We start from the raw sequence: 25,525 nt of genomic DNA on the forward strand, positions 1-25,525 counted from the left end.
TCGCTGACCGCCTGGTTTTTATTATTGCTCTTGCGCCTCGTCGGCGTCGCTGCCCAGCAGGGCCTGGACGAATTCGCCGGCGTGGAACGGGCGCAGGTCCTCGATGCTTTCGCCGACGCCGATATAGCGGATCGGCACGCCCAGTTTCTGGGCGATGGCAAAGATTACCCCGCCCTTGGCGGTGCCGTCGAGTTTGGTCAGGGTAATGCCGCTCAGGCCCACGGCGTTGTGGAATTGTTCGGCCTGGACCAGGGCGTTCTGGCCGGTGCCGGCATCCACCACCAGCATCACCTCGTGCGGCGCGGCCGAATCCAGCTTGGTCATGACCCGCTTGACCTTTTTCAGCTCGTCCATCAGGTTGGACTGGGTATGCAGACGCCCCGCGGTGTCGGCGATCAGCACATCGATGCCGCGCGAGCGGGCCGCGGCCATGGCGTCATAAATGACCGAGGCGCTGTCGGCACCGTGTTGCTGGGCGATAACGGGGATGTCGTTGCGCTCCCCCCAGGTCTGCAACTGTTCGATGGCGGCGGCGCGAAAAGTATCCCCGGCGGCCAGCATGACGGAATGGCCCTGTTGCTGGAGTTGCCGGGCCAGTTTGCCGATGGTGGTGGTCTTGCCGGCCCCGTTGATGCCGACCATCAGGATCACAAACGGCTGGCAACTGGTGTCGATGGTCAGCGGAGCCTCACAGGGGGCCAGAATCTGCTGCATATCCTGTTGCAGGGCGTCGAGCAGGGCGTCGCTGTCCTGCAGTTCCTTGCGCGAGACCCGGGCGGTCAGTTCATCGATAACCCGCCGGGTCGCCTCGACGCCGACATCGGCGCCCAGCAGCAGGGTCTCGATCTCTTCGAGCAGTTCATCATCGATCTGTTTTTTGCCCCGGGCCAGGCGGGTCAGGCTCTCGGTGAGGCCGGAGCGGGTGCGTGACAGCCCCTGTTTGAGGCGGGCAAACAGACCCGGTGCGGCGGATTTTGCGTCGCGCTTGTCAGAATCGGATTTACGGAAACCAAACATCAATTTCAGGGTCGTAGTGAGTGTGATCGAGGAATGTGGAGGAACCGGTTGTTCCTGTGTTTCAGGGACACTATCCTACCACTGCTTGATGTTTTGAGTAAGCCACCAACCTCTCATACAGGCCAAATAAATCAATGCGACGTTTACTGATTCTGCTCGGGCTGGGACTGTTTTGTTTACCGGCACTGGGCCAGGTCCACGAATACAATCTGGATAATGGCATGAAACTGCTGGTGCGCGAGGATCACCGCGCCCCGGTGGTGGTATCGCAAATCTGGTACAAAATTGGCGCCAGTTACGAACATAACGGCATCACCGGCGTTTCCCATGTCCTGGAACACATGATGTTCAAGGGTACCGAAAAACACGGCCCCGGGGAGTTCTCGCGCATCATCGCCGAAAACGGCGGACGCGAGAACGCCTTTACCAGCAAGGACTTCACCGCCTATTTCCAGCAACTGGAAAAAAGCCGGCTGGCGATCAGCTTCGAACTGGAAGCCGATCGCATGCGTAACCTGACCCTGCCGGAAGACGAGTTTAAAAAGGAACGTCAGGTAGTCATGGAAGAACGTAAACTGCGCACGGAAGATAACCCGCGCGCCCTGGCCTATGAAAAATTCAACGCGGCCGCTTTTATGGTGAGTCCGTACCGGCATCCGACCATCGGCTGGATGAACGACCTGAAGAACCTGACCGTCGAGGATCTGCAACAGTGGTATCACCAGTGGTATGCGCCGAACAACGCGACCCTGGTGGTGGTTGGCGATGTCGAGCCGGATGCGGTTTACCGCCTGGCAAGAGAACATTTCGGTCGCCTGCCCCGGGTCGATGTGCCGCCGATCAAGCCGCGGGTCGAGCCGCCGCAAAAGGGTGAGCGGCGAGTCGTTGTTCAGGAGCCGGCCGAATTGCCCTATTTGTTGATCGGCTATCACGTGCCGGTACTCAAAACCGTCGAACAGGAGTGGGAAGCCTACGCGCTGGAAGTGATGGCCGGTATTTTAAGCAGCGGGCGCAGTGCCCGTCTGCCCGCGCGGCTGGTGCGCGGGCAGCAAATCGCGGCCGGTGCCGATGCCGGTTACGATCTCTATTCGCGGCAGGACAACCTGTTCATGCTCAGCGGAACACCGGCGCGCGGCCATGATATCGCGGAACTGGAGCAGGCCCTGCTGGAGGAGATCGAGGCGTTGAAAAACGAGCCGGTCGGGCAAGCGGAGCTGGCGCGGATCAAGGCCCAGGTGGTGGCCGGCGATGTTTATGAAAAGGATTCCGTATTCTATCAGGCCATGCAGATGGGGATTCTGGAAACCGTCGGGCTCGGCTGGCAAACCATGGAAGTCTATCGCGAGAAAATTAACGCCGTCACCCCGCAACAGATTCAACAGGTGGCGCGCAAATATCTGCGTCAGGATAACCGCAGTGTGACGATACTCGATCCGTTACCGCTTGACGGCCAACAACCTGCTGGATCACCGACCGCCACCGGACACTGAGACCTTTCTATCTGATGATTAATATGATGAAGCGACTGAACTGGAAAATTGCCCTTGCTGTTATTGTTATTCTGGCATTGACCTTTACCCTGGCCCGGTTCGAGCGTGGCGACGAACCGGTTTCCGCCGGCGTTGACAGCAGTTTCGAGTTCCAGAGCTGGACGACCGAAAACGGCGCCCGGGTGGTGTTTGTGCCGGCACCCGAGCTGCCCATGGTTGATGTTCGGGTGGTGTTCGATGCCGGCAGCGCACGGGATGGTGACTTGCCGGGTCTGGCCAATGTGACCGCCGGGATGCTCAATGAAGGCGCCGGGCAGTGGGATTCGGATCAACTGGCCGAGCGGTTCGATGATATCGGTGCCAATTACGGGGTGTCGGTCAAACGGGATATGGCCGCCTTCAGCCTGCGCAGCCTGACCGAAGAGGACCTGCTGGAGCAGGCCATGCAAACCTTTGCCACGATCCTGGCCGAGCCGACTTTCCCGCATGAGGCTTTCAACCGTGTGCGACGTAACACGCTGGTCAGTCTGCAGAATAAAAAGCAGTCGCCCGGCGAACTGGCCGAGGATCTGTTTTATCGTCATCTGTTCGGCCAGCACCCCTATGCCACGCCGGTTCTGGGTAAGGAGGAGAGCATCAAGGCCATGGAACTGGCGGATCTGAAAGCCTTCCATCAACGTTATCTGGTGGCTAATAATGCGGTAGTGGCCATCGTTGGGGATATGGATCGTCCGCAGGCCGAGGCGCTGGCCGAAAAAATCACGGCAAAACTGAATGCCGGTGAAGCGGCGCCCGCCCTGCCGGAAGTGGAAGCCCTGGACGAGGCGAACCGGGTGGACCGCTCCCATCCCTCGGCGCAAACCCACCTGCTGGTGGGCCAGGCCGGCATGCGGCGTGGCGATCGTGACTATTTCAGTTTGTATGTCGGTAATCACATCCTGGGTGGCAGCGGGTTTGGTTCCAGAATTATGGAAACCATCCGCGAAGAGCGGGGGCTGGCTTACAGCAGTTACAGCTACTTTGTGCCGCAGCGGGTCAACGGGGCGTTTATCATGGGACTGCAGACCAGCAACGATCAGGCCGAACAAGCGCTGAGCTTGTTGCAGGAGGTGCTGACCCGCTTTATCGACGAGGGCCCGACCGCGGAAGAGTTACAGCACGCTAAAAAGAATATCACCGGCGGTTTTCCGCTGCGCATCGACAGTAACAAGGACATTGTCCAGTACATCGCGATGATCGAGTTTTACGGTCTGCCACATGATTATCTCGATACCTTCAACGACAGGGTCGAGGCGGTGACCGCCGCCGATATTCGTGATGCCTTCCAGCGACGCATCCATCCCGACAAACTGCTCACCGTGACCGTCGGCAATGGGAGTCGTAGTGAATAACGCTTGATATTCCCACCAGGATGCAGAGCATGCCCGGATTATGTTGTTCCCTTTGTATCTCTGCGGCCTGGCGAGAGTTTCATTATTGCTGGTACACAACTGTATTATAAGTCATCTCATGATCTCGCAGAGACGCAGAGATCGCCATGTTATGTTTTCCCTTTGCCCCTCGGCGAGAGTAATCATAATTGGTACAAACCCGATGGCGTGATATAACACCCGTGACGATGTATCAGCGGGAATCAACCAGGATGGCAGGGCAACGTAACCAGTTTCGGATCATCGGCGGGCAGTGGCGCGGGCGCAAGCTGGGTTTTTTCCCCGCGCCCGGTTTGCGTCCGACGCCGGATCGGGTCCGTGAGACGTTGTTCAACTGGCTGGCGCCGGTGATCGACGGCGCCAGGGTGCTGGATCTGTTCGCCGGCAGCGGCGCACTCGGTTTTGAAGCCGCCTCGCGCGGGGCGGCGCAGGTTACCCTGGTGGACAGCCATCCACGGGTGGTATCGCAGTTACAACAGAATGTTCGCCTGCTACAGGCGAGCCGGATGACGATTTGCCAGTCAGAGGTGTTGCGTTACCTGGACCGCCCGCCCGAACCCTGTGACATTGTGTTTCTCGATCCGCCCTACCAGACCCGGGTACTGGAAGACTGTTTTACCGCCCTGGAGACCGGCTGGCTGACACAGACGGCCTGGATCTACTTCGAACACGACAGCCACACCCAGGCGCCCAGCCTGCCGGCCCACTGGCAAGTGTTGCGCAACAAACAGGCCGGGCAGGTGGCTTACCAGCTTGCCCGTCGTCAGCCGCCGCAGGAATAATCCTCTCCTGGCCGGGCGTGGTCGCGGCGCGGGCGACGCGTTACACTGGCACTGTTCAATCGTGGGGATAAACTATGCGTATTGCGATCTATCCGGGCACCTTCGATCCGATCACCAACGGTCACAGCGATCTGGTGCAGCGTGCCGGGCGGCTGTTTGACCAGGTGATTGTGGCGATCGCCGCTGGCGGGACCGGCAAGCAGCCGGTCTTTTCACTGGAGGAGCGAATCGGCATGGCACAGGAAGTCCTGCAGGATATCGACAATGTGCGTGTCTGCGGTTTTGATATCCTGCTGGTGGACTTTATGCGCCAGCAAGAGGCCACGGTGATTATTCGGGGGTTGCGCGCGGTCTCGGACTTTGAGTATGAATTCCAGCTGGCCAGTATGAACCGGCACCTGGCCGAGAATATCGAAACCGTGTTTATGACCCCGGCGGAAGAATATTCCTATATATCCTCCAGCCTGGTACGGGAAGTCGCCCGGCTGGGCGGCGATGTGTCGTCGTTTGTCCACGAGAAAGTTGTGGCTGCATTGAGCCGGCGGATGCGATAAGATTTATCCACTGCGCAAGACTATCTGGAGTTCGGCATGTCCTTATTGATTACCGACGAATGCATCAATTGTGATGTCTGTGAGCCGGAGTGTCCAAATACTGCCATTTACCAGGGTGACGAGATTTACGAGATCGACTCGAATCTGTGTACCGAATGTGTCGGCCACTTTGATGAGCCCCAGTGTATCGAGGTTTGCCCGGTCGACTGCATCATCGTCGATCCGGACAACCAGGAAAGCAAGATACAGCTGCAGGCCAAGTATGAAAAGCTGATGGCCTCGGCCTGACAATCCCGCTCCGCTCCTGACAAAAGCCCCTTTACGGGGCTTTTTTATTGGCCCTTCTGAACATCGCGCCGGGACGCACGGAAAAATTTGTTAAGCTTGAATCATAACGGCGTGGACAGCCGGGCGATTGACCGGCTTGTGCGTGTGCCGGAAGCCTGCTTCTGGATGCCTGATTTTAATGGGAGCGCTCATGAAAATTCTTCGCCTGTGCCTTGTTCTTCTGGTCGCGCTGGTTGCAGCCTGTGACCGCTCGGCGCCGCCGGCTGACGCGGTGGCTTCGGCACACCCGCTGGCGACCGAAGCGGGGCTGGAGATCCTGGACGCCGGGGGCAATGCCTTCGATGCGGCGGTGGCGGTCAGCGCCACACTGGCGGTGGTCGAACCCTACAGTTCCGGGTTGGGGGGTGGTGGATTCTGGCTGCTGCATGAGGCGGACAGTGGCCGTAACATCATGCTCGACGGCCGTGAAAAAGCCCCCTTGCAGGCACACCGGGATATGTATCTGGATGAACAGGGCAACGTGATCGACGGGCTGTCGGTGGATGGTCCGCTGGCGGCCGGGATTCCCGGTGAGCCGGCGGCCCTGGTGCATCTGGCTGAAGAGTATGGCCGCCTGCCCCTGGGTCGGTCGCTGGCGCCGGCGATTCGCGCCGCGCGCGAGGGGTTTGAGGTCACGCCCCATTACCGGCGCATGGCCGGTTTTCGCCTCGAGGTATTGCGTCGGTCGCCCGCTGCGGCCGAGGTGTTTTTGCATGACAATGAGGTGCCAGCGGCGGGGCATATCATTCGCCAGCACGATCTGGCGCAGACGCTGGAACGCCTGGCCGTTGCCGGGCGCGCCGGATTTTATCAGGGCGAGCTGGCCCGGCGTCTGGTAGAGGGGACGCGCGAGGCCGGGGGTATCTGGACGCAGGCGGATCTGGCGCAGTACACGGTCGATGAACGCGAGCCGATCAGCGTGCGTTATGGTGATTACCGGATCATTTCCGCGCCCCCGCCTTCCTCCGGCGGCGTGGCACTGGCGACCATGCTGAATATTCTCGAGCCCTATGAGCTGGACCGGTTAGCGGCAGTGGATCGCCAGCATCTGATCATCGAGGCCATGCGACGCGCCTATCGCGACCGGGCCGAGTATCTCGGTGATCCCGATTTTGTGGCGATGAATATCCCGCGTTTGACGGGCAAGGCCCATGCCGCGCGCCTGCGCCAGAGTATCGAGCCTGAACGGGCGACCGACAGCAGTCTGTTGCCGGCAGCGACCACGGATGAGGAGGGGAGCGATACCTCGCATTTTTCCGTACTGGATCGGGAGGGCAACCGGGTTGCGGCCACCCTGAGTATCAATTATCCGTTTGGTTCGGGCTTTATGCCGCCGGGCACCGGGGTGTTGCTCAATGACGAGATGGACGATTTCTCGGCCAAGCCGGGCGTGCCCAACGTCTATGGGCTGATCGGGGCCGAAGCGAACGCGATTGAACCGGGCAAGCGGATGCTCTCCAGTATGAGTCCGACGTTTGTCGAACACCCGGATCGCGTTGCCATTCTCGGCACACCGGGTGGCAGTCGGATTATTACCATGGTACTGCACGGCATTCTCGGTTTCACCGGGGACAAAGATGCCGCCGAAATCGTCGCCATGCCGCGTTATCATCATCAGTATCTGCCGGATCAGGTGCAGCACGAACCGGAGGCCATCGAACCCGCGCAGCGTCGGGAACTGTCCCGGCGCGGACATGTGCTGACCGAGTTGAATCATCCCTATGGCAACATGCAACTGATTATCTGGGACAAGGCGACCCGGCGCGTGAGCGCGGCCAGCGACCCGCGTGGCGAGGGCCGCGCGTCAATACGCGACTGACAAGGCACTTCTGTATCGGATTGCTTCAGGTTCGCTGGTGATAAAATTTGTCAGTGTTGACAATGGCTGCAATAGTAGCTGGATCGCTGACCGATTACCCGGTGGCGCAAGGCCTGGCCACACTGATGGCAGGGCTGGCACTCGCGTTCATAGACATGCAGTTGCTGGCGAAAGTAGCCGGGTTTGCCGTCGCTGGCGGTAAAATCACGCAAGGTGGTGCCGCCCTGGCGGATGGCGGCTTCCAGCACCTGCTTGATCGCTTCGACCAGTCGTTGATAACGGTCATGGGAAATACGCCCGGCGGCTCGCTGCGGATGAATGCCGGCCAGAAACAGCGCCTCATTGGCGTAGATATTTCCCACACCGGTGACGATCTTGCTGTCCATCACAAAGGCTTTGATTGCCAGCTTGCGTCCGCGCGAACGTTGCCACAGATAATCACCGGTAAAGGCTTGTGACAGGGGTTCGGGACCGAGCGTCTTCAGCAGCTTGTGTTGCGACGGATCCGCCCGGCTCCACAACACCGCGCCAAAACGGCGCGGATCCCGCAGGCGCAGACACTGATCGTTATCCAGAACGATATCCAGGTGATCATGTTTTTGTGTCGGCGTTGACGCCGGCAGAATGCGCAGGCTGCCGGACATGCCCAGGTGCAGGATCAGGGTGCCTTTCTCTGTGCCCAGCAACAGGTATTTGCCGCGACGCTCGATGGTTTTAAAAGTTTGTCCGGATAACAGTCCATTGAGATTGCGCGGTATCGGCCAGCGCAACTGGCGCTGGCGTACGATCACCTCGCGCACCTGGCGTCCCAGCAAATGCGGGGCGATGCCGCGACGGGTGGTTTCAACTTCGGGCAATTCAGGCATGAGGCTTCGGAGCAGTCTCTCTCTAAAATTTATATTATTTCACCACCAAGACACGAAGACACCAAGTAATATTTCAGGGGCAGGGTGTCTGAGTCCGGCAGTCTGTTGATTAAATGCTTTGATTTTAAGTATCAGGGTTGAAAGCCGTAGATCTTGCTGGCAGGTAGCCTGTAATCGGACCTCTAAGGGATGTAGTGTCAGGAAACGTGGTGCGCAATCTGGCCTGCGAAATCTGAAAGTTTTCTTTGTGTCTTCGTGTCTTGGTGGTTAATTTCTGGTTTTCGGTTGTGGTTCAGGAATCGGCTCGGGGAGTTGTAACAACTGTTGGCGGCTCTCATCGTTGATGATGTAGCGCATTCTGGCATCATGACGTAACAGGCTGTGCTGACCGTCCTTTTCCTGGAGCGTGAAGCGAACGGGGTTCTCCCGGTCTTCCAGTTGCACTTCAATGTCGGCGCTGGGCAGGCGGTCCTGCGTATAGGGTTCGAGCCGCAGGGCCTGGGCGGTGCGCCAGTTGGCGATCAGTTCGGTCAACGCATCGGCGGAATGTGACGGCTGTGGCGGTTGGGCCTGCCACTGGCCGGCTTCCAGACTGAGACGGAGATCGGGCAATGCCAGTGCGACAATCTTGCCTGCGGGGAGCGGGGCGTGGCTGAGATAACCGGTGGCCGGGCTGATGGTATGGTAGTAATGTGTATCAGCTAATAGATAAAGCCGATCGTCGATGCGGACATAGCGCTGCCTGGAAAGCGGTTCGGTATCGCCGAACTCGATGACCAGCGAGTCATTGTAAGTCAGGCTGGCGCCGGGTTGATCCAGTCCGTAGCGAGCCGGGTCCCGATCCTCCTCGAGATGGTGAGCACTGTCATACTCGGCCTGTAACAGGCGCAGCAGGGCCTGAACGCGATAATCGTTGGCCGCGAGGTGATAGGGTTGCTGCATGTACCAGATCCCCTGTTCCTTATATAAAGTCACCGGTTCCTGATCACGTCGTTGCAACCGGATCTGGTTGACGTTATCCGGCGCCAGATCGGTCAACGGCCGGGGCGTCGGGGTATCCGGCTCGTCCGGGGTGCGGCTGACCAGCAGCACCAGGATGATGACGGTGACCAGGAGGGCCAGGTTGAGCAGCAGGCGGGCACGCATCAGGGTTTACGCCGCTGCCACCAGATGTACAGGCCGTAGCCGAGCAGCAGTAACGGCAGACCGAACAGGAACAGCAGACCGAGGATCGACCAGGTGGTCGAATTCAGGCTCAGATCGGTATCCGGTGCGGCGCGGGCCGGAATATCAATGAAGCGGTCGTCATGGCTCAGCCAGTTGACAATGTTATAGCCCAGATCCTGGTTGCCCTGATTGCCCAGATAGGCGTTGGTAAGAAAATCGCCGTCGCCCAGTACCACGATGCGTTGTTCGCCCTGCTGCGCTTGCGGCGTACGACTCAACGCCACACCGATCTGCAACGGACCGGCGGTATCCTCGTCGGCGTCGTAGTTGATTACGCCATCCAGTTCTCCCGTCTCCGACCAGCTGCGTGGCACGGTTTCCAGCAGCGGGCTGATCTCGAAATTCTCCGTCTCGCCGATTTCAATGCCGGCCGCACGCGGGAACAGGGTCATGAAGCGAAAGTCGCGGGTCACCGGATGGTCGCTGGCGCTGTAATCGGCCACCACGGCAAACGTCGGATCATTGATCCCGAGCATCCGGGTAGACGGATCGACAATCGTTCCGTCGACAAATGTCAGACCGAGATCCGCCAGCAGGGGCTGCAGTCCATACAGCTTGCCGGGATCGTGTAACCAGAGCAGATTGCCGCCCTGACGCACGTACTCGCGGATCAGGGTCACTTCACCGGGCAGGTAATCGAGTTGCGGGCCGGCGATGACCAGCGCGGCGGTGTCGTCCGGAATTTCGGGATTATCGCTCAGCTTCAGGCTGCTGGTCCTGATTCCCTTGCTGTGCAGATGGCGGGTAAACTGGCCGTAATCATGATTGGCCTGACCCTGCGGCTGACGTTCGCCGTGGCCGGCGACAAACACCAGATGTTTCTCACCGCTGCGCAGCAGTTGCTGCAGGGTGTTGGTCAGGCTCTCTTCACTGAGATTGCGTACATGCTCGGTCCGGTCGTTATAGGTGACGACCAGCTCACCATCGACGCTGATATTATATTCACGGGTCATATCCGGTTCGGTATCCGGATTGATATAGCGAACACGAATCTCGTCCTTGTGTTGCCGGTAACGCTCGAGCATGTCGGCAATGTTGCGTCGGGTGGAGACCATGTTGCCGGAGCGGGCAAAGGCAATAATCTCGATGGGATCGTCCATGCGCTCCAGCAGTTTGACCGTGGCGTCGGACAGGGTATGGCGCCCCGAGGCCGTCCAGTCGCTTTCATAGTTGTAATGCAGACTCAGCCAGGCGAGCAGGCCGATGACAGTCAGAAACAACACGACAAACAGAATGTTTTGAATGCGAACCTGTAAGCGACTTCGGGAGGTAACCTGCATACGGATCCCAATCCTGCGTTAGTGTTGCAACCGGTCGGCATCCAGGCGACGGATACCAAGGACCAGAAAGACGGTAATGAACAGCAGAAAATAAACGATGTCGGCGCTGTTGAAGATGCCCTGACTGAGTGATTCAAAATGGCGCAGAATGGACAGGTACTCCAGCAGCCCGCTGGTGACACCGTCGCCGACCTGATCGCCGGCCCAGTCGATGATCCACAGCAACAGCAGCACGCCGAAGGTGCTGATCGCGGCAATGGTCGGTTGCACTGTCAGGGTGGAGAGAAACAGGCCAACGGCAGCAAAGCAGGCCACCAGCAAGATCAGCCCCAGCAGCATGGCCAGCAACAGGCCGGTGTCCAGCGGGCCGCCAAACATCAGCGCCAGTGGCATCAGGCTGATCATCAGGCAGGCAAGTAGTAAAAAGCCAAGCAGGCCGAGGTATTTGCCCAGAACGATCTCGGTCATCGATACCGGTGCGCTGAACAACAACGCGATACTGCGATTACGTCGCTCCTCGCTGATAATGCGCATGGTCAACAGCGGCACCACCATCATGAAAATAAACGCGGCACTGCCGTAAACCTGGGCGACCACCAGTTCGGTGGCGCCGGGCGGGGACTCCAGGCTCTGCAGTTGCGGCTGCAAAGTGATGAAATCATTCAACGCGGTCAAAAACAGATAGGCGAGAATAAATTGCATCACCGCCAGAATCGCCCAGGCCAGGGGCGACAGAAACAGGGTACGTAATTCCCGTTGTGCGAGGGTCAGGACCATCATGCGGCATGCCCCTCCGCTATAGCCTGCTCGGAACTGGTGATCTCGACAAAGATCTGCTCCAGGGTCTTGTATTCCGGGCTCAGTTCGAACAATCCCCAGCTTTTGGCGACAGCCTGTTCGGCGATCGCTTCGGCCGGTGTCTGTTCGCTGGCGTGAAACAGCCGGAAACGGTGATTGTCCAGCGCCTGGACTTCGGTGATCGCCGGCAGGGCGGCCAGTTCCGTTTCGGCCGGTGGCTGATGCAGTCCGAGGATCAGGCTGCTCGAGTCCCTGCGGCGATTGAGATTCTCAATGTTATCGCTGAACACCAGATGGCCGCGATTGATGATCTGTACCCGATCACAGGTCATCTGGACTTCGGGCAGGATATGGGTGGAGAGAATCACGCCATGATCCTCGCCCAGTTCCCGGATCAGACGGCGGATCTCGCGGATCTGGATCGGATCCAGTCCCACGGTCGGTTCATCCAGCACCACCACCGGCGGTGAATGAATGATGGCCTGGGCAATGCCGACCCGTTGCTGATAGCCCTTGGACAGATTGTTAATCAGACGTCGACCGACCTGCTCCAGACCGCAACGCTGCTTGGCGCGCTCCACGGCCTGGCTAACCGCGTTTCGCCGGATACGGTTGAGCCGCGCGCAAAACTGGAGATATTCGTCTACCGTGAGTTCCCGGTACAACGGCGGTTGTTCCGGCAGATAGCCGATCAGGGCCTTGGCCTGTTTGGGATTATCCAGCAAATCGATCCCGTTGATCAGAATGCGGCCACTGCTCGGGGCGAGATTGCCGGTGAGCATCTGCATGGTCGAGGTTTTGCCGGCCCCGTTGGGTCCCAGAAAGCCCAGGACCTCGCCGCGCGCCAGTTCAAAACTGACATCGTTCACGGCGGTCAGACCGGCATAACGCCGGTAAAGATGTTTGACACTGATCAGATTGTCATTCGACATGCGGATAAACGCTAACCGGTATTATTATTCGGTATGGGAACTGGCCTGAAATTATAAGCTTCTGCGCCGTGCTGACAAGCCCGCATTGAGGCTTTGGCCAATCAATTCACCTTTATTTTGACTGGCGTTAGCGCAGTTGGTTCAATCCCGGCCGGAAACGATGACGACGGGTTCTGCAACTGAATAACTGTTCCTGAAAAGTGCTCAGAGGTGCAGGTCAGGTTGTGCGTATCAGCAGGGGTATCACGCAGGCTAACGCCAGCGTGACCTGCAGAATTAGCCAGAGTATAAGGTATGTATGAATTTGGAACAGTTATTCAGTGATGCACAGGGAATCCAATGACAGCCTGGCGAGGCCTCACGTTAAGCAGGGGGCATCGGACAATAATCATGACACAGCGTGATTGCCGCGGGATGCTACAATGGCGCCCGAATCTGGACGGGGCAGTTTATCCATGAGCGTCATACTCGGCGTCGATACCGGCGGAACCTTTACTGACTTTGTATTGGTTCGGGATGGCGCCATCACCACGCACAAGGTGTTATCCACGCCGGCGGCACCGGAACAGGCGATTCTGCAGGGCGTGCGGGATCTGGGCCTGGATCAACTGCCGCCCGATACCCGCTTTTATATGGTGCACGGTTCGACCGTGGCGACCAATGCCGTGCTGGAAGGCAAGACCGCGCGCACGGTATTGATTACCAACCGCGGGCTGGGCGATATGCTCACGATTGGTCGTCAGATCCGCACTCAACTGTATAACCTGCAACCGGCGCCGGTGGCGCCCCCGGTCGACCGGGCGCAGTGTCTGGAGACCGGCGGTCGGCTGGCGGCCGACGGGACGATCATCGAACCGCTGACCGAAACCGATCTGCGGCAGTTACGCGCCGCCGTCGAGCGCCTGGCGCCGGAGGCGGTGGCGATCAATCTGTTGTTTTCCTATCTCGATGACCGGTTCGAAAAGCAGATCGAGGCTTCGCTGCCCAAGGATCTGTTTATTTCCCGTTCCTCCCGTGTCCTGCCCGAATATAAAGAGTATGAACGCGGCATGACCACCTGGCTGAATGCCGCGGTCGGGCCGCGGGTCCGGGGTTATTTGCAGCGTCTGCAACAGGGCGTCCCGCACGCGCATATCACGGTCATGCAAAGTTCCGGCGGCACCCTCGCCGCCGATCAGGCCGGTGAGGAGGCGGTGCACCTGTTGCTCTCCGGCCCCGCCGGCGGTCTGGCGGCGGCGCGCTATATGGGCGAGCAGCTGGGGCAGTCGCGCCTGCTGACCTTCGATATGGGGGGCACCTCCACCGATGTGGCGCTGATCGACGGCGAACTCCAGCTGACCAGCGAAGGCCGCATTCGTGATTATCCCGTGGCGGTACCGATGGTGGACATGCACACCATCGGCGCCGGTGGCGGCTCACTGGCCAGCGTCGATGCCGGCGGGTTGCTGCAGGTCGGGCCTGAATCGGCCGGGGCCGCGCCCGGCCCCGCCTGCTATGGCCAGGGGGGGACCCGCCCCACCGTGACCGATGCCAACCTGGTGCTGGGACGTCTGCGCCCCGGTGCCTTCCTGGGCGGTAACATGTCGCTGGATGTGGCGGCGGCCAGGGCGGCGGTCGGCGCGATCGGCCGGCAACTCGGGGTCTCCATCGAAGAGGCGGCACAGGGGATCCTCCGCCTGGCCAACGAACACATGGCCCATGCGCTGCGGGTCATGTCGGTGCAACGCGGGGTCGATCCGCGTGAACTGGCGCTGGTCTCGTTCGGGGGCGCTGGCGGGCTGCATGTCTGTGCCCTGGCCGAGACATTGAGCATGCCCCGGGCTATTGTGCCGGTCTATGCCGGCGTGTTATCCGCGCTGGGGATGCTGGTGGCGCCACGCGCGCGCCAGCTGTCGCAGACCCTGGGCCAGTTGCTGGACGTGCTGGACGATCAGGCCATCGCGGATCAGTTGCAGCCGTTGATCGAACAGGGACTGACAGCGATGCAACAGGAAGGGGTGGCACGCGAGGAGATCACGATCCTGCCCAGCCTGGACCTGCGCTACCAGGGGCAATCCTATTACCTGAATGTCCCCTGGCAGGACCGCCAGCGGGCCCTGACGGATTTTCACCGCCTGCATGAACAATGCTACGGGCACCGGCTGGAACTGCCGGTGGAGGTGGTGAATCTGCGCGTGGGCCTGCAGCGGCCGCCGCAGGCCCTGGCCTTGCAGACGGTGAATGCCACCGGGGACGCCGGGCCGTGTGAAACGGTCAATTTACCGGAGGTTGAACAACCGGTGCCGGTGTATACGCGTGAGACCCTGCCTGTCGGGCAGATCCTGCACGGGCCGGCGCTGATCACCGAAACCGTCTCGACCACCTATCTGGCCCCGCACTGGCAGGCCGAGGTGCATGCGACGGGCTGCCTGCTGCTGACCCGCCGCGATTGAGTCAGACAATCGGGGGTTCGGCATCGGGCGGCGAGTCGGGACTGGTGTCGGGCTGATGCTGTTCGGTGAACTCCTCGACCCGCGCGGTGACGGCCTCCAGCTTGCGATAGCGGGCGATATGGAACAACGCGTCCCCTTCGTTGGCCAGGGGCAGGTTGGTGCGGCCGATGACAATCCCGTCGCAAGGGGCGTGGATTTCGATTTCTTTTTCCCCAAAAGGGTCGGAGAGAATACCGAGTAACTGATCTTTTTCCACACTGCCGCCCAGCGGGACGATCGCGCGCAGGATGCCGCCGGCCGGCGCCCGCACCCAGCTGCTGGCGCGGGCGTACAGGGGTTTATGTTCTCGTTTGGCCTTGCGCCGCGAGGCCGGCAGCATGTTCAGGTGCCGCATCACATTCACGATGCCCTTGAGACCGGCACGAATGCTCACCTCGTCAAAGCGCAGCGCCTCGCCGGCTTCATACAGCAGCATCGGGATACCGTATTCGGCGGCCGCCTCGCGCAGGGAGTTGTCGCGCAGATCGGCATTGAGAATCACCGGCACCCCGAAGATATGGGCCAGGTCGGCAGTCTGGGGATCGTCGATGTTGGCGCGGATCTGCGGCAGGTTGCTGCGGTGGATGGCACCGGTATGCAGATCGATACCGTGCGTGCTCTGTTCGACGATCTCGTGCATGAATTGGTAGGCCACGCGCGCTGCCAGCGAGCCCCGCTCGTAACCGGGAAAGCTGCGATTGAGATCGCGCCGGTCGGGCAGGTAACGGGATTGCTGGATGAAACCGTAGACGTTGACGATGGGGATCGCGAACAGGGTACCGTTCAAACGTTTCAGCGCTGGCAGGTTGAGCAGACGGCGGATGATTTCCACGCCGTTGAGTTCATCGCCGTGGATGGCGGCGCTGACAAACAGCGCCGGGCCTGGCTTTTTGCCGCGGATCACCTGCACCGGCATGGCCACCTGGGAATGGGTATAGAGCCGGGCCACCGGCAGATCGAGGGTGACGCGGGAATTGCGCGGGATATCGGTGCCGTTGACCGAAATGATATCCGGGTCCATGGACTCAGCCTTTGCCCCGGGTCTTGGTCTTGTGCGGTTTGGCCGACTTGATAACGAAATCGATGATCTGCCCGGCGACGTTCTTGTTGGTGGCCGCTTCGATGCCTTCCAGCCCCGGCGAGGAGTTGACCTCCATGATGACCGGGCCGTGGTTGGAACGCAGAATATCCACACCGGCCACGTTCAGCCCCATGGTCTTGGCCGCACGCACCGCGGTGGAGCGTTCTTCGGGGGTCAGCTTGATCACCTTGGCCGAACCGCCGCGATGCAGGTTGGAGCGAAACTCGCCTTCCTTGGCCGTGCGCATCATGGCGGCCACGACTTTGTCGCCAATCACCAGGGCTCGGATGTCCGAGCCGCCGGCTTCCTTGATGAACTCCTGCACCAGGAAGTTGGCGTTCAATTCACGAAAGGCGTCGATGACGCTTTCGGCGGCCTTTTTCGTTTCGGCCAGTACCACGCCCTTGCCCTGGGTCCCTTCCAGCAATTTGACCACCAGCGGTGCGCCACCGACCAGCTTGATAAGACTGTCGGTATCATCCACATCATGGGCAAAACCGGTGACCGGCAGACCCACGCCCTTGCGGGCCAGCAGTTGCAGGGAACGCAATTTGTCACGGGAGCGGCCGATAGCGACCGATTCATTCAGAGGATAGACGCCCATCATCTCGAACTGACGCAATACCGCTGTGCCGTAGAAAGTGATCGAGGCACCGATACGCGGAATCACGGCGTCAAATCCCTCGAGCTGCTCGCCCCGGTAATAGATGCCGGGACGCATACTGGTGATATCCATATAGCACTTGAGTGGATTAACCACACTGACCTCATAACCGCGCTCTTTCGCGGCCTCGGCCAAACGACGGGTGGAATAGAGTTTTGCGTTCCGTGACAAGATCGCAATTTTCATAAGGACTCCGTAGTTGCGGGGTAGAACAATAGTGCCAGTTTAACCTGTTTCAATGGCCGGGCCTATGACCGATCAGATAAGAGGCGCGGGGATCGACCAGAAAACGGCCGGCCATGGCCGTGCGCCCGAGCAGCATGCGAAAGCGCATGCTGTCCCGGTTGGTCAGGGTCAATTCGATTTCCCAGCACAGCTCACCCAGGCAGGCTTCGGTGATGATCACAAAACGTTGTTCCTTGTGGCCGCCCGAGTCGGTAACCGTGCGCTGATCCAGTATCGGGCTATGGCACTCGATGATCGGTTTCGAGTCTGATGTTGCACCGGATGCATCTTGAAATGAACCATGCGCATGCCTTTGTCGTCATACGGCTCCAGATCAAAGGTGTGCAGGGCGGAAGTGCGGGCACCGGTGTCGATCTTGGCCTTGATATGCTCGATGCCCAGCTGCGGCAGCCGGATCCATTCACGCCAGCCGATAATCTGTGGTGTCTGTTCGGACATGGAAATCGTCGTTGCTCTGCAATATGCGGGATAACGGCACTATGCCGGCCTCTTGCAAGAGGGTCAAGGTAGGTGTGACGGCAATATTGCGAACGGGAGATGTTCGGCTATTGCTTCGGTTTCGGGAAGTGAAAATAAGAAACGGCACATCCCTGTGCCGTCGGCAATCATCCGCTATCTGTCGGATGAGGTTTGTCCCTGGGTAAAACTCAGGACTGCTCGATGCCGAGATTACGCCAGATAGCCAGCGTTGGCGCGGACTGGTTCATGCAATAGAAATGCAGTCCGGGCGCACCTGCTTCGAGCAGGGTGTGGCAGAGATCGGTAATGACTTCTTCGCCAAACTGTTTAATCGATTCCTTGTCGTCGCCGAAATCGTCGAGACGCTTGCGGATCCAGCGCGGGATGTCGGCGCCACACATATCCGAGAAACGCGATAATTGCGTGTAGTTGGTGATCGGCATGATACCGGGGATGATCGGAAGATCGATATTCATCTGCTCGCACTCATCGATAAACCGGAAATACGCATCCGGGTTAAAGAAGTACTGGGTGATCGCGGTGTTGGCACCGGCTTCCACCTTGCGTTTGAAATTTTTCAGATCATCCGAGGCAGACGTTGCCTGGGGATGAATCTCCGGATAGGCCGCCACTTCGAGCTCGAAGTAATCGCCGGTCTCGGCGCGAATAAACTCGACAAGTTCATTGGCATAACGAAGTTCGCCAGGGCCACGCATGCCCGAGGGCATATCACCGCGCAGGGCCACGATACGCTTGATACCGTTTTCCTTGTAGCGGCCCAGCAGATCGCGCAGCGTGTCCTTGGTCGCACCAATACAGGACAGATGCGGTGCGGCATCATTACCGGATTTCTGGATTTCAACGACAGTGTCAAACGTCCCCTGCTGGGTACTGCCGCCGGCACCGAAAGTCACCGAGTAGTAACTCGGCTGCATGCCTTTGTTGAGGTTCTTGCGAACCTTGCGCAGCTTCTCCGCGCCATCTTCTGATTTGGGCGGGAAAAACTCCACACTGAAAACGGGTGAGTATTTCTTTTGTGATTCCATAATCTTTTTTTCCGAGATAGAAAGGCCGGGCAACAAGGAAACAGGTTATTCCTCGTTACCCGGCCCTCGTTACTCGGCCCTTGTATTAGTAACGATAGTGTTCAGACTTGTACGGACCTTCAACCGGGACACCGATGTAGTCGGCCTGTTCCTGACTCAGCTTGGTCAGCTTGGCGCCAATCTTGCCAAGGTGCAGGGCGGCAACTTCTTCGTCCAGTTTCTTCGGCAGTACGTACACGCCGAGCGGATAGTTTTCCGGCTTGGTGAACATTTCGATCTGGGCAACGACCTGGTTGGTAAAGGAGTTGGACATCACGAAACTCGGATGGCCGGTACCGCAACCCAGGTTCACCAGACGGCCTTCGGCCAGCAGGGTAATGCGCTTGCCGTCGGGGAAGATGATCTGATCGACCTGCGGCTTGATGTTGATCCACTCGTACTTACGCAGGCTTTCGACCTGGATTTCGTTGTCGAAGTGACCGATGTTGCAGACGATAGCCTGGTCTTTCATGGCCGCCATGTGGTCGTGGGTGATGATGTCCTTGTTACCGGTAGTGGTGACAAAGATATCCGCCTGACCTATAGCTTCGTCCAGCGTGACAACACGATAACCTTCCATCGCGGCCTGCAGGGCGCAAATCGGGTCGATTTCGGTAATCCAGACGTTGGCACCGAGACCGCGCAGGGACTGGGCGGAACCCTTGCCGACGTCACCGTAACCACAGACCACGGCAACTTTACCGGCGATCATGACGTCGGTGGCACGCTTGATGGAATCCACCAGCGACTCACGGCAGCCGTACAGGTTATCGAACTTGGATTTGGTGACCGAGTCATTGACGTTCATGGCCGGGAACAGCAGTTCGCCCTTGTTGAACATCTGGTACAGGCGATGCACACCGGTCGTGGTTTCTTCGGTGACACCCTTGACGGACTCGGCCATCTTGGTCCACATACCCTTGTTCTTTTCGAAGTTGCGTTGCAGTACACCCAGTACGGCACGGAATTCTTCGTTTTCTTCCTTGGCGGGATCCGGCACAGCACCGGCCTTTTCAAATTCCACACCCTTGTGAACCAGCAGCGTGGCATCGCCACCGTCGTCCAGGATCATGTTCGGCAGTTCGCCGTTGGGCCAGGTCAGTACCTGCTCGGTGCACCACCAGTACTCTTCCAGGGTCTCACCTTTCCAGGCGTAAACCGGGATGCCCTGTGCGGCGATAGCGGCAGCGGCATGGTCCTGGGTAGAGAAGATGTTGCAGGACGCCCAGCGTACTTCGGCACCCAGTTCAACCAGGGTTTCGATCAGCACGGCGGTCTGGATGGTCATGTGCAGGGAGCCGGTGATGCGGGCACCCTTGAGCGGCTTGTCTTTGCCGTATTTTTCGCGCAGGGCCATCAGGCCGGGCATTTCGGTTTCGGCGATATCCATTTCCTTGCGACCGTAATCGGCAAGGCTGATGTCCGCGACTTTGTAATCTGTAAAGTCTTTAGGAACAGCGTTCATGTTGTAGCTCCGTATATATTACGGTGAGCGCCGTTGTTTATTTAGACTGGGTGGTCTGAGCCTGACCCCGCTACTCAATCCTGTCTCATCCAGCACGTCTGACGTGTGACAAAACGGATTGAGTAGCGTGGCTGCAGCGCTCCTCAGAGCCCCAGTGAATTCTTGCTGATTACATTATAGAAGGGGAGGTCGAAACCTCCCCTGAAAACCGCATTTTATCAAATGCCGGCTGCTTTTTTCAGCTCTTCGGCCTTGTCGGTCTTCTCCCAGGGCAAATCCAGGTCTTCGCGACCGAAGTGACCATGGGCTGCCGTGGGGGCGTACATCGGGCGTAGCAGGTCCAGCATCTTCACCAGGCCACCGGCACGCAGATCGAAGTGTTCGCGTACCAGTTCCTCGATGCGCTCCTCGGAGACCTTGCCGGTACCGAAGGTGTCAACCGAGATAGAGGTCGGTTCGGCCACGCCGATGGCATAGGAAACCTGGATTTCACAGCGCTTGGCCAGGCCGGCGGCAACAATGTTCTTGGCCACGTAACGACTGGCGTAGGCGGCGGAACGGTCTACCTTGGACGGATCCTTGCCGGAGAAAGCGCCGCCACCGTGACGACCCATACCACCGTAGGTATCCACGATGATCTTGCGGCCGGTCAGACCACAGTCACCTACCGGACCACCGATAACAAAACGGCCGGTCGGGTTGATATGGAACTTGGTGTCCTTGGTGATCCAGCCTTCAGGCAGTACCGGCTTGATGATTTCGTCCATCACGGCATCCTGCAGGGTCTTCAGATCGATTTCCGGATTGTGCTGGGTGGACAGTACGACGGCGTCGACACCCACCGGCTCGCCCTTGTCATAACGGAAGCTGACCTGGCTCTTGGCATCCGGGCGCAACCACGGCAGGGTGCCGTTTTTACGGACTTCGGCCTGACGACGCACCAGACGATGCGCATAGGTGATCGGCGCGGGCATCAAAACGTCGGTTTCATCGGCGGCATAACCGAACATCAGGCCCTGGTCGCCGGCGCCCTGTTCCTTGTCGTCGCCTTCATCCACGCCCATGGCGATATCCGGAGACTGCTTGTCCAGCGCGACCATGACGGCGCAGGTTTCCCAGTCAAAGCCCATGTCAGAGCTGTTGTAACCGATTTCCTTGAGGCGTTCGCGCACGATAGTCGGCATATCGATTTGCGCGGTGCTGGTGATTTCCCCTGCCAGGATAACCATGCCGGTATTGATCATGGTTTCACAGGCGACACGGGATTTGGGATCCTGCTCCAGCAGCGCGTCGAGAATGGAATCGGAAATCTGGTCAGCGACCTTGTCCGGATGACCCTCGGATACGGATTCAGATGTAAAGATATATTTCTCAGCCATTAAAGTCCTCTCTTTCTTTCTATAAGTTTTGTTCGCCGATACATATCGTGGCGCAATGTCGCCGTATGCGGCATGGTATCGCTAAAGTTACAGCTTAAATTCGCAGACGCTTTCGTGAATAATCGAAAGCTAGGGCGGGTTAGTCTGGAGTATTATTCAACCCTGATTAGTAATCATTAATATAATGCCAGAAAACGGCCTCGGATTAAAGGGCAGTACCCCTGATATAACAATAGTATTAATGTTGTTTAATACTCATATAAATAGTTGTTTATAATATCTATGTATAAAAAACGTTTGATCAACCGCCGAAAATAGGCGAATTTCCCGGAAAATCAGGTAGTTTTTGCTGTTTATGAAAGTCATTCGGCAATAAATCAGGGAAAACACTGGCGTTTTTTGCTCAACACGGTAAGATAGAGGGATACGCAAACACGGGTCCTCATCCCGTCAGTGAAGACTTTTAACAAGTTTCTGTCGGTGAACATTCAAACGTTGTTTTGCGAACACCGCAAACACGCTCAATCTGACGAGCCTGGCTCGTATCCCTGCCCAGGGCGCAAGTCCTGAAACAACTGGATGTAATAAATTGCCGTTGCCTGAACGGTGGCAACCGGGTTGTTCACAGGATACGTGCTATAGCTGTACGGCTCATGAGGGGCCCGTTTTCTCTTCATCTGTTGAACAAGATAAGGAAAACGACGTGACCCAAGAAAAGAAAACGCAAGATTTTGGTAAGAATCCTTTAGATGTCCGTGATACGGATCACTACAAAGACGAATATGTCTCCGGCTTCGTAGACAAGTGGGACGAGCTGATCGACTGGGACGGCCGCGCCAACAGCGAGGGCGACTTTTTTATTCGCCTGCTGCAGGAACACGGTGCCAAGAAGGTGCTGGACGTGGCAGCCGGGACCGGCTTTCATTCCGTGCGCCTGCTGGAGAGCGGCTTTGAAGTCACCAGCGGTGACGGCAGCCCCGAAATGCTGGCCAAGGCGTTTGAAAACGGCCGCAAACGCGGACACATCCTGCGTACCGTGCATGCCGACTGGCGCTATCTGAACAAGTCAGTACATGACCTGTACGACGCTGTCATTTGCCTGGGTAACTCCTTCACCCACCTGCATAGCGACAACGATCGGCGCAAGACCCTGGCCGAGTTTTACGCCACCTTGCGCCATGACGGTATTCTGATTCTGGACCAGCGTAACTATGACGCGCTGCTGGATCATCAGGTACAGCCGACGCATAACTACTACTATTGTGGTGATAATGTGAAGGCGAGTCCGGAGCATATCGACGAGTCTCTGGCCCGTTTCCGCTACGAGTTCCCGGACAATTCCACTTTCCATCTGAATATGTTCCCGCTGCGCAAGGAGTATGTGCGCAAGTTGATGCGTGACGTTGGCTTCCAGAAAGTGACCACCTACGGTGACTTCAAGGAAACCTACCGTGAAGCCGAGCCGGACTTCTTCATTCACGTAGCCGAAAAACGCTATATCGAAGGGGAGAACGAATGAGCAAGAGCTATTCCGATGTCGTAGAAACGGCCCGCGATTATTACAACAGCGAGGATGCCGATAATTTCTATTTCCACGTCTGGGGTGGCGAGGACATTCACATCGGCCTGTATCAGTCCGAGGATGAGCCGATTCGTGATGCCAGCCGGCGCACCGTCGAGTACATGGCTTCCAAGATCCAACTCACGCTCGACGCCGACAAAAAGGTGCTCGACATGGGGGCCGGCTACGGCGGCGTGGCCCGCTACCTGGCCAGGACCTATGGTTGCCAGGTGGTCGCCCTGAATCTGAGCGAGCGGGAAAACGAGCGCGATCGCAAGATGAACCAGGAACAGGGCCTGGACCACCTGATCGAGGTATGGGACGGCAGTTTCGAATCGGTCGATGCCGGGGATGCCAGTTTCGACGTGGTCTGGTCACAGGATTCCATCCTGCACAGCAGCGAGCGGGCCAAAGTGGTCGCCGAAGCCGCGCGGGTGCTCAAGCCCGGTGGCGAGCTGATCATGACCGATCCGATGCAGGTCGACGACTGTCCGGAGGGCGTGTTGCAGCCGGTCTACGACCGGATTCACCTGCCCTCACTGGGGTCCATCGAGTTTTATCGCGAAGCGGCCAAACAGAACGGTCTGGAAGAGATCGAAGTGGAGGAGATGACCGAAAACCTGGTCAAGCACTACGGCCGGGTTCGTCGCGAGCTGGAGCAGAATCGTGACAGCATCACCGACAAGGTCTCCGATGCCTATATCGATCGCATGATCACCGGCCTGGGCCACTGGGTCGACGCCGGCAGCAAGGGCTATCTGCGCTGGGGCATCCTGCACTTTCGCAAGGCGTAATAACCTGCGTTGATGTAGGAGCGCTTCCAGCGCGATGATGAACGAATCGCGGCGAAGCCGCTCCTACACTCGCCCTGTACCGGGAATCCAATTCATCCAGGGGCCTAGTAACCCCAGACGCCTTCGAGCAGGGCGGCGTAGGGCCGGTAGAGATCGTTATCGGCCGGCTCGAAACCGCTGATATTCACTTTCTCCAGCATGGCCTGGCCGGCCTGGGTTTCATGGGCGGTTAGCAGGGCCTGCCGGATTTGCTGGCGTACTTCGGATGGTAGATCGGGCGAGGCGGAAACCGCATGGTGCGGGACCGGTTCGGTGGTGGTCACCGTGTTGACGGTCGTATCCCCACTGACCAGCGGGGTGGGGATCAGCGCCGCGCTGGCCCGGCCGGATTTGAGGCGTTCCAGCGCCTGGTTGAAATTCTGGGTGCTGACCATGGTCGGCTGGCGCATCTGATGCGGGAACATCCGCGCCAGCTCGACGCCGCTCAGACTGGGGGAGGCCGGAGTCACCACTTTTTTGCCGATCAGTTCGGCGGGCTCGAACAGCAGCAGATCCTCATTTGTGACCAGACTGAAACTGAGGGTATCGCGGATTTTGGCCAGCACCTGGTAGTTGGCCTTGGCGACCCGATAGCCGGTAAAATGGGGGGCGTCCAGTACCAGATCCGCGGTATTCTCCCGGCGCATGGCCTCCCAGTAAGCGACATAATTATGGTGGGCCTCGATTTGGAACACGTGGCCGGTGCGGGTGCCCAGGTACTCGGCCAGCGGCCGGTAATATTCCTCGGTCTGTTCCTTGGGCATCGTGGGCGTAATGGCCAGGGTATAGCTGTCGGCCTGGCTGATCGGCGCGAGCAGGTACAGGACCAACACAATAGTGACAGCGATGCGCCGCGGGATAACGATGACGGGGTGCATAAAACCTCCTGCATGACGCCGGGTGACAATCAGTGGACGCAGCTCGTATACGGATTAATCCGTAGAGCCACAAGTAGTTACCCTGTCCTATCACGGGTTAACGGCCTGTTCGTGACAAAAGTTTAGAAAAAATAGGGAGGAAAATGATGGTCAGTCTTGAAACACCGGTCTGTGATTTTGATGCGCCGGCGGTGGATTTTGCCCTGCCGGGGATCGATGGCGAGACCTGGACGCTGGAACAGTGTCGGGGAAAACGGCCTGCTGGTGATGTTTATCTGCAACCATTGCCCGTACGTGAAGGCGATTCGCGAGCGACTGGTGCGCGATACCCGCGAGTTGCGCGACAAGCACGGCATCAACACCGTGGCGATCATGGCCAACGACCCGACCGAATACGAAGAGGATTCCTTCGAGAACATGCAGAAGGTGGCCGCCGAGTACGACTTCCCCTTTCCTTATTTACTGGACGAGAGCCAGGCGGTCGCCAGGGCCTATGGCGCGGTCTGCACCCCGGATTTTTTCGGTTACAATGCCGATCTCAAGCTGCAGTACCGGGGCCGGTTCGATGCCAGTCGCAAGGAGACCGCCCCGGCGGACGCGCGCCGGGATCTGTTCGAGGCGATGGTGCAGGTGGCCGAAACCGGCCGGGGGCCGGCCGAGCAGATCCCCGGCATGGGCTGTTCCATCAAGTGGAAAGAGGGCGACTGAGCCAGGAACCCCGCCCTTTTACCAATAAAATTCACTGTTTGCCCCATAAGCCAGGCAGGCGCCGGGAGCACTGGCGCACCCGGCGCTTGCCCGCCACAGGTAAAAATGGGAAAATCCCGGCCTCGTTAAACCGGGGAGGAAGCCGAACCGGCATTTTCATCAGGCAACACAGC

21 protein-coding genes, 2 pseudogenes and 1 riboswitch are annotated in these 25,525 nt (G+C 58.5%); of the genes and pseudogenes, 10 read left to right on the forward strand and 13 right to left on the reverse strand.

All coding sequences use genetic code 11. The annotated features are described in order from the left end of the window. Positions 1-21 precede the first annotated feature (21 nt). Positions 22-1,017, reverse strand: coding sequence for a signal recognition particle-docking protein FtsY (gene ftsY, locus U5K34_RS06975; RefSeq protein ID WP_322568087.1), 996 nt, complete (start codon positions 1,015-1,017; stop codon positions 22-24). 134 nt (positions 1,018-1,151) lie between these two features. On the opposite strand from ftsY, the gene U5K34_RS06980 reads away from it, so the two are divergent. The 6 genes from U5K34_RS06980 to ggt all read left to right on the forward strand — a co-directional run bounded on the left by U5K34_RS06980 (position 1,152) and on the right by ggt (position 7,419). Further along, positions 1,152-2,507: a pitrilysin family protein gene (locus U5K34_RS06980; protein WP_322567731.1), complete on the forward strand. Its 1,356-nt coding sequence runs from the start codon at positions 1,152-1,154 to the stop codon at positions 2,505-2,507. A 23-nt stretch (positions 2,508-2,530) separates the two neighbouring features. Further along, positions 2,531-3,898, forward strand: a complete 1,368-nt coding sequence (locus tag U5K34_RS06985) for a pitrilysin family protein (protein WP_322567732.1) — start codon at positions 2,531-2,533, stop codon at positions 3,896-3,898. A 251-nt stretch (positions 3,899-4,149) separates the two neighbouring features. Then, a complete protein-coding gene (gene rsmD / locus U5K34_RS06990; RefSeq protein ID WP_322567733.1) occupies positions 4,150-4,719 on the forward strand; it encodes a 16S rRNA (guanine(966)-N(2))-methyltransferase RsmD in 570 nt (189 codons plus the stop codon). Positions 4,720-4,793: 74 nt separating this feature from the next. Further along, entirely contained in the window at positions 4,794-5,273 is a 480-nt protein-coding gene (gene coaD, locus U5K34_RS06995; protein ID WP_322567734.1) for a pantetheine-phosphate adenylyltransferase, read from the forward strand. A gap of 36 nt (positions 5,274-5,309) precedes the next feature. Next, complete coding sequence (locus tag U5K34_RS07000) at positions 5,310-5,561, forward strand: YfhL family 4Fe-4S dicluster ferredoxin (protein WP_322567735.1); 252 nt, start codon at positions 5,310-5,312, stop codon at positions 5,559-5,561. A gap of 190 nt (positions 5,562-5,751) precedes the next feature. After that, positions 5,752-7,419: a gamma-glutamyltransferase gene (gene ggt / locus U5K34_RS07005; protein WP_322567736.1), complete on the forward strand. Its 1,668-nt coding sequence runs from the start codon at positions 5,752-5,754 to the stop codon at positions 7,417-7,419. 50 nt (positions 7,420-7,469) lie between these two features. Here ggt and mutM read toward each other — a convergent pair whose 3' ends face one another. From mutM to U5K34_RS07030, 5 genes are all read right to left on the reverse strand, one after another. Further along, positions 7,470-8,285, reverse strand: coding sequence for a bifunctional DNA-formamidopyrimidine glycosylase/DNA-(apurinic or apyrimidinic site) lyase (gene mutM, locus U5K34_RS07010; RefSeq protein ID WP_322567737.1), 816 nt, complete (start codon positions 8,283-8,285; stop codon positions 7,470-7,472). Positions 8,286-8,552: 267 nt separating this feature from the next. Continuing rightward, positions 8,553-9,431: a DUF4340 domain-containing protein gene (locus U5K34_RS07015; protein ID WP_322567738.1), complete on the reverse strand. Its 879-nt coding sequence runs from the start codon at positions 9,429-9,431 to the stop codon at positions 8,553-8,555. Continuing rightward, complete coding sequence (locus tag U5K34_RS07020) at positions 9,431-10,792, reverse strand: GldG family protein (protein WP_322567739.1); 1,362 nt, start codon at positions 10,790-10,792, stop codon at positions 9,431-9,433. Before U5K34_RS07020 ends, U5K34_RS07015 begins: the two co-directional genes overlap by 1 nt. An 18-nt stretch (positions 10,793-10,810) precedes the next feature. Then, positions 10,811-11,572 carry an ABC transporter permease subunit gene (locus tag U5K34_RS07025; protein WP_322567740.1) on the reverse strand — a complete coding sequence of 254 codons (762 nt, stop codon included), beginning with the start codon at positions 11,570-11,572 and terminating at the stop codon, positions 10,811-10,813. Then, positions 11,569-12,522 carry an ABC transporter ATP-binding protein gene (locus tag U5K34_RS07030; RefSeq protein WP_322567741.1) on the reverse strand — a complete coding sequence of 318 codons (954 nt, stop codon included), beginning with the start codon at positions 12,520-12,522 and terminating at the stop codon, positions 11,569-11,571. Before U5K34_RS07030 ends, U5K34_RS07025 begins: the two co-directional genes overlap by 4 nt. A gap of 422 nt (positions 12,523-12,944) precedes the next feature. Between U5K34_RS07030 and U5K34_RS07035 the strand changes: the two genes are divergently transcribed. Continuing rightward, complete coding sequence (locus U5K34_RS07035) at positions 12,945-14,954, forward strand: hydantoinase/oxoprolinase family protein (RefSeq protein WP_322567742.1); 2,010 nt, start codon at positions 12,945-12,947, stop codon at positions 14,952-14,954. 1 nt (position 14,955) lies between these two features. Here the strand turns inward: U5K34_RS07035 and U5K34_RS07040 are convergent, their stop codons facing one another. From U5K34_RS07040 to metK, 6 genes and pseudogenes are all read right to left on the reverse strand, one after another. Further along, positions 14,956-16,014, reverse strand: a complete 1,059-nt coding sequence (locus U5K34_RS07040; RefSeq protein ID WP_322567743.1) for a succinylglutamate desuccinylase/aspartoacylase family protein — start codon at positions 16,012-16,014, stop codon at positions 14,956-14,958. A 4-nt stretch (positions 16,015-16,018) separates the two neighbouring features. Further along, positions 16,019-16,924 (reverse strand): 30S ribosomal protein S6--L-glutamate ligase, encoded by a 906-nt coding sequence (rimK, locus tag U5K34_RS07045; RefSeq protein WP_322567744.1) that lies wholly within the window; start codon positions 16,922-16,924, stop codon positions 16,019-16,021. 49 nt (positions 16,925-16,973) lie between these two features. Next, positions 16,974-17,422, reverse strand: a pseudogene (locus U5K34_RS16095) (ATP-dependent zinc protease). Between the two features lie 209 nt (positions 17,423-17,631). After that, positions 17,632-18,489 carry a methylenetetrahydrofolate reductase [NAD(P)H] gene (metF, locus tag U5K34_RS07060; RefSeq protein ID WP_322567746.1) on the reverse strand — a complete coding sequence of 286 codons (858 nt, stop codon included), beginning with the start codon at positions 18,487-18,489 and terminating at the stop codon, positions 17,632-17,634. An 85-nt stretch (positions 18,490-18,574) separates the two neighbouring features. Further along, entirely contained in the window at positions 18,575-19,993 is a 1,419-nt protein-coding gene (gene ahcY / locus U5K34_RS07065; protein WP_322567747.1) for an adenosylhomocysteinase, read from the reverse strand. An 18-nt stretch (positions 19,994-20,011) separates the two neighbouring features. Then, positions 20,012-20,144: riboswitch (S-adenosyl-L-homocysteine riboswitch) on the reverse strand. A 67-nt stretch (positions 20,145-20,211) separates the two neighbouring features. Next, a complete protein-coding gene (gene metK, locus U5K34_RS07070; protein ID WP_322564676.1) occupies positions 20,212-21,372 on the reverse strand; it encodes a methionine adenosyltransferase in 1,161 nt (386 codons plus the stop codon). 703 nt (positions 21,373-22,075) lie between these two features. Here metK and U5K34_RS07075 point away from each other — a divergent pair. Beyond that, entirely contained in the window at positions 22,076-22,891 is an 816-nt protein-coding gene (locus U5K34_RS07075) for a class I SAM-dependent methyltransferase (protein WP_322564677.1), read from the forward strand. Further along, positions 22,888-23,727 (forward strand): SAM-dependent methyltransferase, encoded by an 840-nt coding sequence (locus U5K34_RS07080; RefSeq protein ID WP_322567748.1) that lies wholly within the window; start codon positions 22,888-22,890, stop codon positions 23,725-23,727. Before U5K34_RS07075 ends, U5K34_RS07080 begins: the two co-directional genes overlap by 4 nt. A gap of 104 nt (positions 23,728-23,831) precedes the next feature. Here the strand turns inward: U5K34_RS07080 and U5K34_RS07085 are convergent, their stop codons facing one another. After that, positions 23,832-24,644: a phosphate/phosphite/phosphonate ABC transporter substrate-binding protein gene (locus U5K34_RS07085; protein ID WP_322567749.1), complete on the reverse strand. Its 813-nt coding sequence runs from the start codon at positions 24,642-24,644 to the stop codon at positions 23,832-23,834. Positions 24,645-24,790: 146 nt separating this feature from the next. On the opposite strand from U5K34_RS07085, the pseudogene U5K34_RS07090 reads away from it, so the two are divergent. After that, positions 24,791-25,352 (forward strand): annotated as a pseudogene (locus U5K34_RS07090) (thioredoxin family protein). The last annotated feature ends 173 nt before the right edge of the window (positions 25,353-25,525 follow it).

Origin of the sequence: Thiohalophilus sp. (genome assembly GCF_034521165.1) — a bacterium.
GTDB lineage: Bacteria > Pseudomonadota > Gammaproteobacteria > UBA6429 > Thiohalophilaceae > Thiohalophilus.